The 16,209-nt window shown below is 56.5% G+C and carries 9 protein-coding genes; 5 read left to right on the forward strand and 4 right to left on the reverse strand.

Features of this window, described 5'->3' with window-relative positions:
* Nucleotides 1-192, reverse strand: a 192-nt coding sequence (locus ACWIUF_RS09340; protein ID WP_448572088.1) for a hypothetical protein, incomplete at its 3' end; no start/stop codon positions are given.
* Between the two features lie 151 nt (nucleotides 193-343).
* On the opposite strand from ACWIUF_RS09340, the gene aroA reads away from it, so the two are divergent.
* Nucleotides 344-1,690, forward strand: coding sequence for a 3-phosphoshikimate 1-carboxyvinyltransferase (gene aroA / locus ACWIUF_RS09345; RefSeq protein ID WP_448572089.1), 1,347 nt, complete (start codon nucleotides 344-346; stop codon nucleotides 1,688-1,690).
* Between the two features lie 185 nt (nucleotides 1,691-1,875).
* On the opposite strand, the gene ACWIUF_RS09350 is transcribed toward aroA, so the two are convergent.
* The gene (locus tag ACWIUF_RS09350; protein WP_448572090.1) at nucleotides 1,876-3,441 is read right to left on the reverse strand and encodes an alanine/glycine:cation symporter family protein; all 1,566 of its coding nucleotides are present in this window, start codon (nucleotides 3,439-3,441) and stop codon (nucleotides 1,876-1,878) included.
* A 212-nt stretch (nucleotides 3,442-3,653) separates the two neighbouring features.
* A complete protein-coding gene (locus tag ACWIUF_RS09355) occupies nucleotides 3,654-5,357 on the reverse strand; it encodes an ATP-binding protein (protein ID WP_448572091.1) in 1,704 nt (567 codons plus the stop codon).
* A gap of 271 nt (nucleotides 5,358-5,628) precedes the next feature.
* On the opposite strand from ACWIUF_RS09355, the gene ACWIUF_RS09360 reads away from it, so the two are divergent.
* The 4 genes from ACWIUF_RS09360 to radC all read left to right on the forward strand — a co-directional run bounded on the left by ACWIUF_RS09360 (nucleotide 5,629) and on the right by radC (nucleotide 15,127).
* Nucleotides 5,629-6,879 carry an efflux RND transporter periplasmic adaptor subunit gene (locus ACWIUF_RS09360; RefSeq protein ID WP_448572092.1) on the forward strand — a complete coding sequence of 417 codons (1,251 nt, stop codon included), beginning with the start codon at nucleotides 5,629-5,631 and terminating at the stop codon, nucleotides 6,877-6,879.
* A gap of 482 nt (nucleotides 6,880-7,361) precedes the next feature.
* Nucleotides 7,362-10,553 carry an efflux RND transporter permease subunit gene (locus ACWIUF_RS09365; protein WP_448572093.1) on the forward strand — a complete coding sequence of 1,064 codons (3,192 nt, stop codon included), beginning with the start codon at nucleotides 7,362-7,364 and terminating at the stop codon, nucleotides 10,551-10,553.
* A 315-nt stretch (nucleotides 10,554-10,868) separates the two neighbouring features.
* Entirely contained in the window at nucleotides 10,869-13,973 is a 3,105-nt protein-coding gene (locus tag ACWIUF_RS09370; protein ID WP_448572094.1) for a GAF domain-containing protein, read from the forward strand.
* Nucleotides 13,974-14,395: 422 nt separating this feature from the next.
* Entirely contained in the window at nucleotides 14,396-15,127 is a 732-nt protein-coding gene (gene radC / locus ACWIUF_RS09375; protein WP_448572095.1) for a RadC family protein, read from the forward strand.
* Nucleotides 15,128-15,358: 231 nt separating this feature from the next.
* On the opposite strand, the gene ACWIUF_RS09380 is transcribed toward radC, so the two are convergent.
* Nucleotides 15,359-16,114, reverse strand: coding sequence for a DUF561 domain-containing protein (locus ACWIUF_RS09380; RefSeq protein WP_448572096.1), 756 nt, complete (start codon nucleotides 16,112-16,114; stop codon nucleotides 15,359-15,361).
* Between the last annotated feature and the right edge of the window lie 95 nt (nucleotides 16,115-16,209).

Here is a 16,209-nt window from a genome sequence, read left to right on the forward strand (position 1 = left end):
GGCGGGGAGGGTGGTCACTTCTCGATTTTCCGCGAGGGCGATCGGATCAATGATCGGTGGTTCACTGAGCAGCAAGTGGAAGCGATCGCGGTCTTTTTGATAGAAGGTTGCAAAGGTATCTACCCCAGACCACACCGGTAGATCCGTGGAGATTAGGGATAGGGAAACCGGTTTGCGTTGGTGCTTTAACATATCGCCAGACAACAGTGCAGTGATTTGCCCCGAATGCAGATGCCAGCCAATTCGCCAGCGCAGACGCTACGCGAACAAAACTAGGGAAAATCTCGACAGGAAAGGGTCCGAAAGCGGTAGGATCACTAACGCCCTCCTCAGTCTATCTCTAATGGAACGCCCCGTCATCGCTTTAAATACCAATGCTCCCCAGCATTCCTTAACGATTGGCTGTCCGGCCTCTGGGTTTGCACTCAGGGGGACCATTCGGGTGCCAGGGGATAAGTCGATTTCCCACCGTGCCCTGATGCTGGGGGCGATCGCGGAGGGGGAGACGCGGATCGAAGGATTACTTTTGGGGGAAGATCCGTGCAGTACGGCGGCCTGTTTCCGCGCCTTGGGGGCAGAGATTACGGAACTTAACTCGGAACTGGTGCGGGTGCAGGGGATTGGCCTGGGAAATTTGCAGGAACCAGCGGATGTTCTCCAAGCGGGGAATTCGGGGACGACGTTGCGCTTGATGTTGGGGTTACTGGCGGCCCATCCGGGGCGTTTTTTTACGGTGACGGGGGATGCTTCCCTGCGCAGTCGGCCCATGTCGCGGGTGGTACAGCCCCTCCAGCAAATGGGTGCCCAGATTTGGGGACGGCATAATGGGTCGCTGGCCCCACTCGCGATTCAGGGGCAGGTTCTACAGCCGATCCACTACCACTCGCCGATCGCCTCGGCCCAGGTGAAGTCCTGTATTCTGTTGGCGGGTTTGATGGCGACGGGGCAAACCACGGTGACGGAGCCAGTGCTCTCCCGTGATCATAGTGAACGGATGCTGCAAGCCTTTGGGGCGAATTTGGCGATCGATCGCGCCACCCATAGTGTGACGGTGACGGGACCGGCACGGCTGACGGGCCAAACGGTGATTGTGCCGGGGGATATCAGTTCGGCGGCATTCTGGTTGGTGGCGGCGACGATCGTGCCGGGTTCGGACCTGCGGATCGAAAATGTGGGGGTGAATCCAACCCGGACCGGGATTTTGGAGGTGTTGGCAATGATGGGGGCCGATATTCAGCGGGAGAATGAACGGGTGGTGGCCGGGGAACCTGTGGCGGATCTGCGGGTGCGCTCCAGTCCGTTACAAGCCTGTGAAGTGGGTGGGGAGTTGATTCCCCGGATGATTGATGAGATCCCTGTTTTGGCGGTGGCGGCGGCCTTTGCCCAGGGGAAGACCGTTATCCGCGATGCCCAAGAGTTACGGGTAAAGGAGAGCGATCGCTTGGCGGTGATGGCCTCTGAGTTACAGCGCTTGGGGGCACGGGTGGCGGAATTACCCGATGGCCTAGAAATTACCGGTGGGGAATTGCTGAAGGGGACCGTGGTGGATAGCCATACGGATCATCGCATTGCTATGAGCTTGGCGATCGCGGCCCTCAATACCCAAGGCACAACGACGATCCAGCGAGCGGAAGCCGCTGCCATTTCCTATCCCGATTTCGTCACGACCTTGCAACAAATTTGCCAGTAGCCGTTGGACAAGTTACTAGGCTAGTGGCCCGATCGCCAGCCACTGGTAATGAGGATCGCTCCCCCAACCAATCGCTACCATAGCTCGATACCTTCCATAAACTTGTCAAACTCGTTGATGGCGTCTGGGTAAAGATACCGCCAGCGCGTGACGAGAACCTGAGGAGTGTCCGTCTGACAACCCTCCTACTCGGGGGGACGATCGTTCCCCGCAGAGGCTAATTCTTGCGCATAGGTTAGCATTTGGCCCGACTGTAAGCGCTGCCAGTAATCCTTAAGATCGGCAGCTACTTCGTTTGAGAGAATATAGCAGCCCAGCAGATTAGGGAAGGCCATCCCCAGCAACATCAAGTCGCTAAAATCAATGATGACCGACAGACTCGCCAAACACCCCACAAAGACACAGAGAATGTAAATCACCTTGTAGACGATCGTGGTATTACGCCCAAATAGATAGGCCCAAGTCTGAATACCGTAATAGCTCCAAGAAATAATCGTCGAAAAGGCAAAGAGACAAACGGCAATGCTCAAAATGACCGGAAACCAGCCAATCACCGTCGTGGAAAATGCCTGGGCTGTTAACTCAACCCCCTGAAGCCCCGTTTCCTGATAAGCCCCCGTTAACACAATCACGATCGCCGTCATATTGCAAATCACGATCGTGTCAATAAAGGGTTCCAGCAGGGCAATCATCCCCTCCCGGATCGGTTCATCCGTCCGGGCCGCCGCATGGGCGATCGCCGCCGACCCAATCCCCGCCTCATTGGAAAAAGAACTCCGGCGAATCCCCTGCACCATTACCCCGACCAGCCCTCCCGCCACCGCTGTGGGGGCAAACGCATCGTGAAAAATCGTCGCGATCGCGCTAGGGATCTGGGTAACATTGGCCAGCAACACAATCAGGCAAGCCCCCACATAAATCACGGCCATCGCGGGCACTAACTTTTCCGCCACTGCCCCAATTCGCCGAATCCCCCCAATAATCACTACCCCCGCGAGGGCTGCAAGGAGCAAACCAAACAACCAATTGGGTAGGCCCGGAATCAGTCTGACCAGGGCGGCGTAGGCTTGGTTGGCTTGGAACATATTGGCTCCCCCCAAGCTAGCCGCTAAACCGAGGAGACAGAAGAGCACCGCTAAGCCTTGGCCCACGGGACGAAACCCCCGATCGCTGAGGCCCTGGGTGAGGTAGTACATGGGACCCCCCAGGACAGTGCCATCCGTCAGCACACGGCGATATTTGACCGCAAGGGTGCATTCGACAAACTTACTGGTCATGCCCAAGAAGCCCGCCACCGTCAACCAGAACATGGCCCCCGGTCCCCCCAACTGGATCGCAACCGCAACCCCCGCAATGTTGCCCAAACCCACCGTTCCAGACAGGGCCGTTGCCAATGCCTGAAAGTGGGAAACCTCACCCGCATCCTGGGGGTTATCGAAATCTCCCCGCAGGATCGCGAGCGCGTGTTTGAAGCCACGAATGTTGACAAACCCTAGGCGCAGGGTGAAAAACAGGGCAGCCAGGATCAGCCAGAGGACGATAAAGGGAAACCCACTTGGCCCCCCGATCGGGAAAAAGAGAATTTGGGCAAAAAAGTTAACGATCGGGATGAAAAAAGCATCAACACCCGTTGGAGCCGCCTCTGCCTGGGCGAGAACTGGCGTGGCCATGCCGATCAGCAACAGTAGGGAGCCAAGGAGGACGTAGGGAGTCTGCTTGCCTGAACCCAGTGCGCGGAGGGTATGCATCATCAGATTCTTGAAGGTGTAGGAATTCGGTGAGTGCTACTTCGCGTCGTGTTCCCTGGCGGAGCAACCGCGATCGTCAGCCTCAAGGATCTGTTTAACTGTACCATCCTGACGAGCAGGTCTATCGCGGCCTCACGCTTACGCCAGAACCATAATAGTTCCCCAGTTCAATCATCTGTATAGCGCCTTTGGCACTATCTACCTTAACTAGATACTTATTCAATACTCACCCCGCGAACGGTTTGCGGACGCTGGCGACGGGCGACGGGGGCCTGGGCTGCTTCCCGATCCTGTTGGTGATGGGCCTGGAAGTAGGATTGCCACATGGCGGGTGCATTCAGGGTTTCGCCGCCGTGTTGGGTTAACCGTTGACGCACTTGACAGAGAACGGGCGTATTCACACAGGCCCCGGCAATAATCACCTGGCCCTTGGTCAAGGCGGGCAATTCCTTGAGCAAATCACGCCCGGCGGCTTCCACCCCGTACTTGAGGCTGTCCTGATCAACGGGATTGACAATGCGCATAATGAACTGGCTCATGCACTGGGACAGCACATCCGAGTCCAGCTTACCGGGACGCTGGGTAATCAGCCCCACCCCCAAACCAAACTTGCGACCCTCGCTCAGGATCGTGCGCAGGACGGCCTTACAGCGGGAGGGTTCGTGGGCCGGGGCAAAGCGGTGGGCCTCCTCCAGCAGGATAAATACGGGATAGGGCAGATAATTCTCGTCGTCGGGGGTAATTTTCTCTTTTTGGGTATTCATGCGGGCGTGGTATGCCTGTCGCAGGACGGCAGCACAAATGACCTGCTGTTCCTCCTGGCTGATTTCATTCATTTGCATCACTGTGACTTGCCCCGGTTCAAATAAATCTTTGGGGGTGCAGTGTTGCAAGGGATCAAAATAGGGCGATCGCGCCAATTTTTCTAATTTCCATTCGATCGCTGGAGCCGAAGATCCCGATTTTTCATTGCCCTCATCATCGGTTTGGGTATCGGCTTCATAAACCGCCGCAATCAGGTCCGAAACATCCCAGCGATAATCCCCCCGTTTGTGGCGCTTGAGGATGGCATAGGCTTTGCTGAGGATGGACTGTTGACGATCGCTCATCTCCGGCAACAGCATCAAAATGTCGTAGTAATCCAGCGAGGAAATGCGAATCCGAATGGCATCTGGGGTCAGAATCTTCACCGTGGGCGCATAGCCATCCTGACTCTTAAAGGCCGCGTGGCCGCGAATTGCCTCCAACGTGCCATATTCCCCGTGGGGGTCAAAAATCAGCACGGCAGCCCGATTGTAGGGCCGCAGTAATTCCTCCACCAACACCCCAGCGGTATAGGATTTCCCCGATCCGGTTCCGGCCAGGATCGCCATGTGGGTACTCACCAGTTCTTTGACATCCAGGGTAATGGGCACCGCATCGCGATCGCGCAACAGCAAGGAACCAATATGGGCCGACCCTACCTCACTCACCTGACGACGGTTCAAGATATCCCGCAGGGTTGCATCACTCGCCAGATAAACCTTAGCCCCCGGATCAGGGGTTTGACGCGGGTTCATGAATCCCAAGTTGCGATCGAAATAGCCAATGACATCGACCGTGACCTCGTAGATTTCCGGGTTGGTATAGGTGAACCCCACCAGGGCCGCGATCACTTCTGGGCTGGTTTCCGTATCGGCAAAAATGCGATCGGGCAGATGATCGATCAACTTGCGGGCGGAGATTTTCCCTAGGATTTGCCGTTGCTGGGTCTGAACCGGAGCCTCATAGTAGACAAATTCGCCAATTTTGACGTGTTGGTTGTCAGCCGTGATAAACACATACTGGTTCCCATCTTGCCCCGGCCCTTTTACGGTGCCGATCGTCTGGGGAACAAGGGTGCGTTGCCGGTCGGCTAGGTCTGTTTGCTGAACGTTCATTTCGTTCTTAGGGGGTGTTTGCAAAGTTCAGATACGGGGGGGACGACTGAAGTCGTTACGACAAGCTACAAATGGGCCGGGAACGACCAAGGTCGTTATTACAGAATTACAGAACGACTAAAGTCGTTACGACAAGCGATTACAGAACGACTAAAACAAAACGACTAAAGTCGTTACTAAGCGCAGGGAGGAGTCTATCCTGAAAACGCTAATATGCCGTCATTTGGGGTGGATCGCTATAATCAGCTTACTTGTTGACCTCCCATTGCGCATGAGCGTTCTTTTTACCTCCTCCCGACACCTTCGGCTGGGTTGCCTTCCCTTTATTGTGGGTGTTGGCCTGATCACGAGTTGTTCACAGGGTCCGCCCTCCGCGATGGGTGAAGGCCCGCCGCCCGGTGTACCGGCCCAATTGGCCACCGTGTCTACCCAACCCTTGGAAACGACCTCCGAGTTTGTGGGCACGCTGGAAGCCCGCCAGTCGGTTCCCCTACGGCCAGAGGTGAATGGGTATGTGAAACAACTCTTTGTACAGGCGGGCGATCGCGTCCCGGCGGGAAAAACCGTCGTCCTGCTCAGCCTCGACAAACAACAGGCCCAACTCGATCGCGAAATTGCCGTACTCAATGCCGCCCGTGCCCAGCGCAGTAGCGCGATCGCCGCTCTCCGGGCACTCGAAGCCGAAAAGGCCACCGCCGAAGCGGAACTTGCCCTACAGCGGGCTGAATTTGACCGCATTGCCCAACTGGTGGCGGAAGGTGCCCTCTCCCAGCAATCCCTCGATCGGGTCCAGCGCGATCGCACCAAAGCCGAAGCCGACCTGCGGGCCAAACAGGAGCAGATTGCTGCCGCCCAGGCTCGAGTCGCCGAAACGGAAGCCACCCTGAAGCAAGCCTCGGCCCAGGTGAACCTGGAGTCGGAACGCCTGCGGGATACCACGGTGACCGCTCCTTTTGCCGGGGTCATTGGCGATATCCCCGTGAGGGTGGGCACCTATGTCGAATCCGGCGATACCCTAATGACCGTCACCCAGAACCAAATCCTGGAACTCCGCCTGCCGATTCCTCTAGAACGCGGTCCCGATCTGCGCTTGGGGCTACCCGTGCGGATGGAAGATGCCCAGGGCAAAGCCTTGGGGAACGGTCGCATTACCTTCATTTCGCCCCAGGTGAATGCGGAGTCGCAAACCATTCTGGCAAAGGCCTCGATCGACAATCCCCAAGACCAGTTACGGGATGGTCAATTCGTCCGGGCCAGGGTGATCTGGGATCGGCAACCCAGCGCGATCGTCATTCCCAGTCACGCGATCGTGGCGCAAGGAACTGAACGGCTGGTCTATGTTGCGGTTCCCGGTGAAGCAGAGGGCACCCTGATCGCTAAATCGCAACCGATCCAGGTGGGCCAAATCCAGGGCGATCGCACGGAAGTGGTCCAGGGGTTACAGGTGGGTACCCAAATCGTTGTCTCCGGCACCCAAAAGCTGGCCGATGGTGTACCGATCATGCCCTTGGAGCCGCAGTAATCGTCAGGCAAAGGCGTGTTTTGATGTCGGATCAGTGGGTTTGCCCATAACTGACCCCAGCCAATGGCCCGCGTTTCCCAGAATCACCCGATCTGGTGTAGTCGCGTCCCCTGACAACAACCTAAAATCTAATCCCTAGTTATTAACCTTTTCTTTAGCGACTAAAGTCGCTACTACAAACCTTAAAAGTTTAGAGACCATCGTCTTAGCGACTAAAGTCGCTACTACAAACCTTAAAAGTTTAGAGACCATCAGCTTAGCGACTAAAGTCGCTACTACAAACTTTAAGAAAATACTGAAGATAGCTAATCATCGCTGTTCGTAGTCGCGGTTTTAACCGCGATCGCCCTGGGTAAAACATCATTCTAAAACCCCCTCTTTCTTCTTCCCTCCTTAACTAAAATCTTCTCTCTTCTCTCTTCTCTCTCCTCCCTCCTCCCTCCTCTCTCCTCCCTCCTCCCTCCTCCTAGCCCAGACTGCTTATGTTTACCAACTTCTTCATCCGTCGCCCGGTCTTTGCCTCGGTCTGCTCCCTGCTGATCGTCCTCATCGGGCTAGTGAGCTATACACGACTGCCGTTGCAGGAATACCCCAGCATCGACCCGCCCGTTGTGAGTGTGCGCACGGTCTACCCAGGGGCAAATCCGCTGGTGGTGGAAACAGAGGTGACAGAAATCCTGGAGAAGGAGATCAATGGCGTTGAGGGCATTCGGACCCTGACCTCGGAAAGCCGCGATTCCGTCAGCACGATTACGGTCCAGTTCAGCCTCGGTCGTGATCTGGAAGCTGCCGCCCAGGATGTGCGGGCACGGGTGGCACGGGTGGTGGGGGACCTGCCCGATGAGGCTGAGGCCCCCGTGGTGGAGAAGGAAGCGGGGGATGCCTCGCCGATCATCTGGTTCGCTCTGTATGGGGAGAATTTCACGCCCCTGGAATTGAGTAATTACGCCGATCGCTTCGTGGTGGATGCCCTGGAAACCGTGCCGGGGGTCAGCAGCATCTTTGTGGGCGGGGAGCGGCGCTATGCCATGCGCCTTTGGTTAGATCCCCAACGGTTAGCCGCCCGGAATTTAACGGTTCTGGATGCGGAAGCTGCCCTGCGTCGGGAGAATGTGGAGATTCCCAGTGGCCGTATTGAAGGGGAAACGACGGAGTTTTCTGTGCGGACTCTGGGCCGCTTGCAAACACCCGAAGAATACGAGGCCCTGGTGATTAAGCGCAATGCGGATGGTTCCCAGGTGTTGCTGCGGGATGTGGGACGGGCCGAACTGGGGGCTGAGGACGATCGCGTGGTGGCCCGGTTTAACGGTGAAACCGCCGTGGCACTGGGGGTGGTGAAGCTATCGGGAGCCAATACCCTGGCAGTGGCCCAAGGGGCACGGGCCAAAATGGATGAACTCGCCCGATCGTTTCCGGCGGGCATGGCCTATCGGGTGGCCTACGATCAGGCGGAATTTGTGCAGTTGGCCATTCAAGAGGTCTTCTGGTCGCTCTACCTGGCGATCGGGCTGGTGGTGCTAGTGATCTTCTTCTTCCTACACGATTGGCGGGCCACGTTGATCCCGGCCATTACCATTCCCATCTCCTTGATTGGGGCCTTCGGGGTCATGTTTTTTCTGGGGTTTTCCATCAACACCCTGACCCTATTTGCGCTCACCTTGGCAACGGGGTTGGTGGTGGATGACACGATCGTCGTGCTGGAAAATATTGTTCGCTACATTCGCGAGAAGGGGTATCCCCCCTTTGCCGCCGCCCAAGCTGCTATGTCAGAAGTGGTCTTTGCGGTGATTACCACCACGGTCGTATTGATCGCCGTCTTTTTGCCCGTGGGCTTCGCCGGGGGGACGACGGGCCGCCTCTTCAATGAATTTGCCCTGACCTTGGCGGGCGCGGTTGTCTTCTCGACGATCGTGGCCTTGACCCTGGCTCCGGCGATCGCGGCTCGGTTGCTGAAGTCAGAGTCGGGGTCATCCATTCCCCTGCTGGATTGGGTTTTTCAGATCTCCGAGTGGGCACTCACCCAGGCACGGAATGGGTATAGCATAGCCCTGCGGTGGCTCCTGGCCTGGAAGTGGGCTGTGGTGGGGAGCTTTGTCCTGGCCCTGTTGGCAACGGGGGCGGTCTATCAACAACTGGCCCAGGGCTTTCTGCCGGTGGAGGATCGGGGGGGCGTGTTCATCCCCGTGATTGCGCCGGAGGGGGTGAGTTTGGCCTATACCGATAACGTCATGCGCCAGATCGAGGGCCAGCTTCAGCAAGTGCCAGAAGTGGAAAGCTACTTTACCCTGGCGGGCTTTAGTTTTGGGGCACCCCTGGCCAATTCCGGTTTTGCGTTTACCCGCCTCATCCCCTGGTCCGAGCGGACGGCTCCCCACCAATCCCAACAAGCCATCGTAGGGCAACTGTTTGGGGGCTTTATGCAAATTAGCGATGCCCTCGTCTTCCCCATCAATCCGCCCTCCCTGCCGGGGGTCGGGTTCCAGCAACCGGTGCAATATGTCTTACAGGGCAGTGATTTACAAACCCTGGCCCAAGTGTCCCAGAACTTTACCAACCAAGCCCGACAACTGCCGCAACTGGTGAATGTGGATTCCACCCTGAAACTGAATAAGCCCGAACTGTCCCTAAGCGTCGATCGCGCCCAAGCGGCGAACCTGGGCATTGCCGTCCGGGATATTGCCCGCACCCTTCAGATCATGCTGGGGAGTGAGAAGATTACCAACTTCAACCAAAACAATCGTCGCTACGAGGTTGTGGTCCAGGCAGAAAAAGCCTTTCGAGATGCCCCCGAAGACATTGGTCAGTTCTATGTGCGCAGCGATCGCGTCGTGGCGGCCCAGGCGGATCGCGAGAATAACGGACCGGCGATCGCACCCCAGGCCGGTGGTCAACTGGTGCCCCTCAGCCAGATCGTCACGGTTGAAGCCACAACAACCCCCCCTAAGATCAATCGGTTCAATCGGTTCCGGGCCTCCACCTTGGAAGCCGGTTTAGCCCCTGGGGTCAGTTTAGGGGAAGCTCTGGATGCCTTGGATGACCTGGCCCAACGGGTTTTGCCCCCCGATATTCGCACCACCTTAACGGGCGAGTCCCTGGAGTTTCGCGATGCCGGTCAGGCTACCCTATTTATCTTTGGGCTGGCGCTGGCCTTTATCTTCCTGGTTTTAGCGGCCCAGTTTGAAAGTTACCTCGATCCATTCATCATTTTGTTAGCGGTTCCCCTCTCCCTTTTGGGGGCTTTCTTGGGGCTATGGTTGCGGGGGTTAGAACTCAATATTTTTAGCCAAATTGGCCTGATTATTTTGATCGGCCTGGTGACGAAAAACTCCATCCTCATCGTCGAATTTGCCAACCAGTTACGGGCACAGGGGTTACCGATCGCCAAAGCCGCCCTCGAAGCCAGCCGCATTCGGTTCCGCCCGATTTTGATGACCGCCTTTTCCACGATTTTTGGCTTGATTCCCCTGGCCTTTGCGACTGGGGCCGGGGCAGCCAGTCGGGTGGCGATCGGGACATCGGTGTTAGGGGGAATGCTGGTGTCGAGTTTGTTAAGCCTATTTATCGTGCCCGTCTTTTACGTGATTGCCACATCGCTGCAACATCGCTTGCTGCATCCCCACGGGGAAATGGGCAGTGCAGACGATCGCCCCTTGCCCGTCAGTGATGAGGGATGACGGCCACCCATCTTTTCCTTTTGCCTAAAATCTTCGCTTTTCCCGCCGGTCGTCCCCAAAATGCATGTGGGGCGATCGGGCTTACTGCCCTAGCAATAGAGTTAGCCTCGATAACAGAAGTGTTCCACGTATTGCCAATCCTGCCAGGATCAATTTTCTCTGAATACATTTCTAAGACTGTTAGGCTGGTATGAGCCACATCACTAGAGAGCTTGGTAAGCAAAAATGCTCATTAGTCAGTGGATGTACTTGATATTTTTGTCAAGTAACCCCTATATACCGCATGGTCATTGCTATCTTTGGCAAACTCCCTTGGTGGGGCTGCATGTTGCCAGTGATTTATTCATCGCGATCGCCTATTTCTCGATCCCAGCAATGCTAGTGTATTTTGTCATGAAGCGGCAACAAACCCCCTTCACGACGGTTTTCCTGCTGTTTGGGACATTTATCCTGGCCTGTGGCATTGGCCATTTGTTAGATATTTGGACGCTATGGTTTCCCAACTACTGGCTGTCGGGACTGGAGCGAGCCTTCACCGCCCTGGTATCTATGTTCACCGCCTTTAAGTTGCTGGAATGGATGCCCCAATTCTTAGCCCTGCGATCGCTCCAGGAACTGACTGTCCTCAACCAACAATTGCAAGCGGAAATTATGGCCCGCCAACACGCCCAACAAATGCTGCAAAGCCTACTGGTGGGCACTGCTTCAGTCACGGGTGAAGCCTTTTTCCCAGCCCTGGTTCAACATTTGGCCCAAGCCCTCGCCGTGCGTCATGCCTTTATCTCGGAAGCCGTGGGTTCCCCGACCACCATCCGTTCTCTGGCCGTGTGGAGTGATGGGGCGCTGGTGGATAACTTTGAAGCCGCGATCCAGGAGAGTCCCTGTGTCACGGTGGTGGTGTCGGGCCAAGCCTGCTACTTTCCGGAAGCCGTCCAGGAAATGTTCCCGCAGGTCAACCTGCTGGGGGCGATGGGAGCCACGTGCTATTTAGGCGTGCCGTTGTTGGATAGCCAGGGCCATGTCTTGGGGTTGTTGTGTATTGCCCACGATCGCCCGCTGGAACATCCCCAGGAAGCGGAGGCGGTCATGGCGATTTTTGCAGCGAAGGCAGCGGCGGAACTGCAACGGCAACGGGTTGAGTCAGCCCTACGGCAAGCCTATGGGGAAATGGAGCAACGGGTGCATGAACGAACAGCGGATTTAAGCCGCGCCAATCTTCGCTTAACCCAGGTGGCCCAGTGGGAGCAGGCCACCACGCGGGTGATCCAGCGAATGCGCCAAAGCTTGGATTTAGAGACCATTTTCTACACGACCACCCAAGAACTGCGGCAGGCGATCGCCTGTGATCGCGTGATTGCCTATCGGTTTAACCCCGATTGGAGTGGCGACGTGATTGCCGAAGCAGTGGCAGCCGGCTGGCGATCGTTGCTGTCGGGGGAAGCAGACGCGGCCCCCTGGCAAGCCAACCTGTTGCAAACCGATCGCTGTACCGTCCGCCTCCTGGCCGACAATCCGATCCTGATTCAGGACACCTACCTCCAGGAAAACCAGGGGGGGATGTATACCCAGTACGTTGACTATTTACCGGTTGACGATATCTACTGCCGTGCGTTTTCCCCCTGTTATCTCGAACTTCTAGAAACCTTACAGGCCCGTGCCTATTTGATCGCCCCGATCTATATCGGTACGGAACAGCGTTTATGGGGGTTGCTGGCCTGTTACCAAAACACAGGACCCCGTGCTTGGCAGGCCGAGGAATGTCAGATGGTTGCCCGGATTAGTACCCAATTAGGGGTGGCCCTGCAACAGGCAGAGCTGTTCCAGCGAACGCAACAGCAAGCCCAGGAACTCAAACTGGCAAAGGAAACTGCCGATCACGCCAACCAGGCTAAGAGTGAATTTCTGGCCAGTATGAGCCATGAGCTACGCACGCCACTCAATGCCATTCTTGGCTTCACCCAGGTGCTCCACAATGACACAAGCCTGTCGAGCCACCATCGCTACTATGTGGACATCATTAACAACAGTGGCGATCACCTACTGGAATTGATTAATAATGTCTTGGAAATGTCCAAAATTGAAGCGGGGCAGTTGCGCCTCCAGGAGGAAGCCTTTAGCCTCGATCGCCTGCTCCAGGAAATTCAAGATCTCCTGTGGCTCAAAGTGCAAAATAAAGGGCTGACGTTAGGGTTCACCCAAGCTGCCGATGTACCCACCTATATCGAAGCCGATCAGGGTAAGCTACGCCAGGTCCTGGTAAACCTTTTGGGCAACAGTCTCAAATTTACGGAGACGGGCAGTATTCACCTAACCGTGAGTCAGCAGCAGTCCGACCCGGTAGCCACGAGTGGCGTTGAAGGGAGGGGGGCGGCAGAGACGATCGTCCTCCAATTTACGGTGACCGATACGGGGGTTGGCATCGCTCCCGCCGAATTAGACAAAATCTTTCAGCCATTTCAGCAGAGCCAATCGGGCCTGAAGTCAGGGCAGGGGACAGGGTTGGGCCTGCCCCTTTGTCAACAGTATGCAGAACTGATGGGCGGACAGTTGACCGTAACCAGCACCCTGGGTCAGGGAACCCAGTTCACCCTTACCCTCCCCGTTAAACCCGTGGTTGGAGCCGATCTCCAGTTACCCCCGCCCCAACTGGGTAAAATCATTGGTCTCGCGCCCAACCAACCTCACTACCGCATTCTCATTGTTGAAGATAATCAGGTGAATCGGCTGTTGCTCAAGGATTTATTAGCTCCCTTGGGGTTGGAGGTACGGGAGGTGGCGGATGGGGAAGCCGCGCTGGCGGTGTGGGAAACCTGGCAACCGGATCTGATTTGGATGGATATGCGAATGCCGAAGCTGGATGGCTATGAAACCACCCGACGGATTCGAGCAGCGGAACGCGATCGCGGGTTATCGCCAACCATCATCATTGCCATTACCGCAACGGTATTTGAGGAGAATAAGGCCAATATCCTGGCCGCTGGTTGTAACGATATGCTGCGCAAGCCCTTTCGTACCGCTGATCTGTTCAGCAAAATGGGACACTACCTCAACCTGCAATATTCCTATGCTGTCGAGGCGGCATCCCCGGCATCCCCAGTCCCCCCAGCCATTACGTCAGAAAGCTTAGCTGTCATGCCCATCTCCTGGCTAAAGGCATTACGGCAGGCCGCACTGCAATGTAGTGATGATGATATCCTCGACCTCCTGAAGGAGATTCCAGCCTCTGAGTCCGCCTTAACTGCGGGTCTCCATCATCTAGCCCATATGTTTCGCTTTGATCAGATCCTTGCTTTAGTCGATAACATGCCGCCGATAGCTGAGGTTGCCATCGCCAGCAGCCATGCCACTAAGCAAACGGTTGACAAGACCGAAAAGACGGCAAAAAGCTCAACCGAGGCGCTAGAGTATGAGCAAAATTGACGTTCTGATCGACCCGACGCCGATAAGATAAGGCGTAGATAAAAACCAGACACGGCGCAGATAACTTCACGCGCAGTCGCTACGTTGTCTGTAAGCCGCAATCAGGTAAGTTTTCCCTGCCTTGGGCAAGGCGCTGGAGGGTGGTAGCCTGATCGCAGGCGCAACTTCTGGTTAACCGATGCCAGTCTAGAACCCCGACCGGTTTTTTGTAACCTCAGTAGATCACACATTGAATATGGGATAGCCGTCTGGGCTGTCTCAGGGGTAAGCAGGATATCCACAAGTGGATTTTCGTTCGCGTGGCGTCTCCGCAGGAGAATTGCCTGAATCTGGGTACTTTTTGTGACTGGCCCATACCCCCTAACTGGCCCATCCGTCAGGGCTGTATCGACACCTCCATCGATGTATCAAGGACCGAGACCATGACCTATAGCCTCAGGGTGAGGGATCTACCTGCGACCGAACGTCCTCGTGAACGTTTGATCACCCACGGTCCCAAAGCGCTCTCGTCAGCGGAATTACTGGCTATTTTGCTGGGCACGGGGCAGGGACCGGGCAAACTGTCGGCGGTGGGGTTGGGGCATTACATTCTGCAAAGCCTGGAACAACATAAGCGTGATCCCCTGGAAGTGTTGCGGGATATCCATGTGCAGGAGTTGATGAAAATCCCGGGGGTGGGTCCGGCCAAGGCCGCCACGATTTTGGCGGCGATCGAGCTGGGTAAACGGGTTTTTCAACTGCGACCGGGGGAACGGACGCTCATCGATAGTCCGGAAACCGCCGCCCTTGCCCTTAGCCATGATCTGATGTGTCAGGCCCAGGAACGGTTCGCTGTATTGTTATTAGATGTCAAAAATCGCCTGATGGGAACCCAGGTCATCACGATCGGGACGGCTACCGAAACCCTGGCTCCCCCCCGTGACATTTTCCGGGAAGTGATTCGCCAGGGGGCCACCCGCATGATCATCGCCCACAACCATCCTTCTGGGAATACGGAACCCAGCCCGGAGGATTTGGCCCTGACGCGTCAACTCCTCGCGGGGGCGCAATTACTGGCAATCCCCCTGTTGGATCATCTGATTCTAGGCAATGGCAACCATACCAGCCTGCGCCAGACAACCCAACTGTGGGAGGAGTTTCCCCAAGGGGCGTGAGGGTTAATCCAATATCTCCCGATATTGGAGTAGATAATACCAACTGTGGGAGGAGTTTCCCTAAGGGGCGTGAGGGAGGGGCAAGCCCGCCCGACTAGCCAAACCCGCCAGCAGGGATGACCCCGCCCCCCAACCGCAGTGGGGTCACCATTGCCAACCCTAGCTGGGCTGGACCCAAGGCTGGGGGGATGCGGCCCTCTGGTCTGTTAAAAAGTCGGCATCTGCGATCGCCTAGGACTGTACTGTCGTCGGCACGGTTACCCCAGTCCCCAGGGCTTCTACCAGGCTGCGTACCGTGGCCACCATTGCCAGTGGATCATTGAGCCGGTTAATGGCCGAGCCAACGCCAATCCCGGCTGCCCCCGCTGCGATCGCCAGGGGGGCCGTTACCGGGGTAATCCCCGACGCACACAGCACGGGAACCGACACCGATCGGGAAATTTCATAGGCGGCGGCCAGCGTTGGTGCGGCCTTTTCGATCAGTCCCAGGGTCCCCGCATGGGTTGGGGTGCTGCTGGTCCCGCCTTCGGTTTGGATAATATCCGCGCCTGCCGCCACCAGTTGCTCAGCCAACTGCACCTGCTGATCCAATTCCAGGATGTGGGGGACCGTAACCGACAGCAGGCTGTTGGGCAGCAAGCGCCGGGTTGCTACCGTTAGGGCCAGAACTTCCGCCGCTTCAAACCGCCGCCCCTGGGCATAAAAGGCATCAAAGTTCCCAATCTCAATTAGGTCAGCCCCCGCTGCTACAGCGGGCACAAAGGCTTCTGGCTCGACGGCGGAGACGCAGATGGGGAGTGCGATCGCCTGCCGTACCTGCCGCACCAGTGCCGGGTCACAGGCAATGTCAACGCAGGTCGCGCCCCCCTGGGCTGCCGCTTGAACGACGGGTAGAACGCGATCGGCGTCAAAGTTCATCAAGCCACTGATTACCTTCAGAACACGCCGTTGGGCAAAAGCTGAGTGTAATTGCGCAAGTATCGTCATAGGTTTGGATTCAAATATTGTGATTGCGAGTCGCCAAAGGCGTCGCGAAGCTATGGCTATTCTGTCATATTCGCCCGTCCCCCAACCCCTATTCC

This window comes from Trichothermofontia sp., assembly GCF_053493415.1.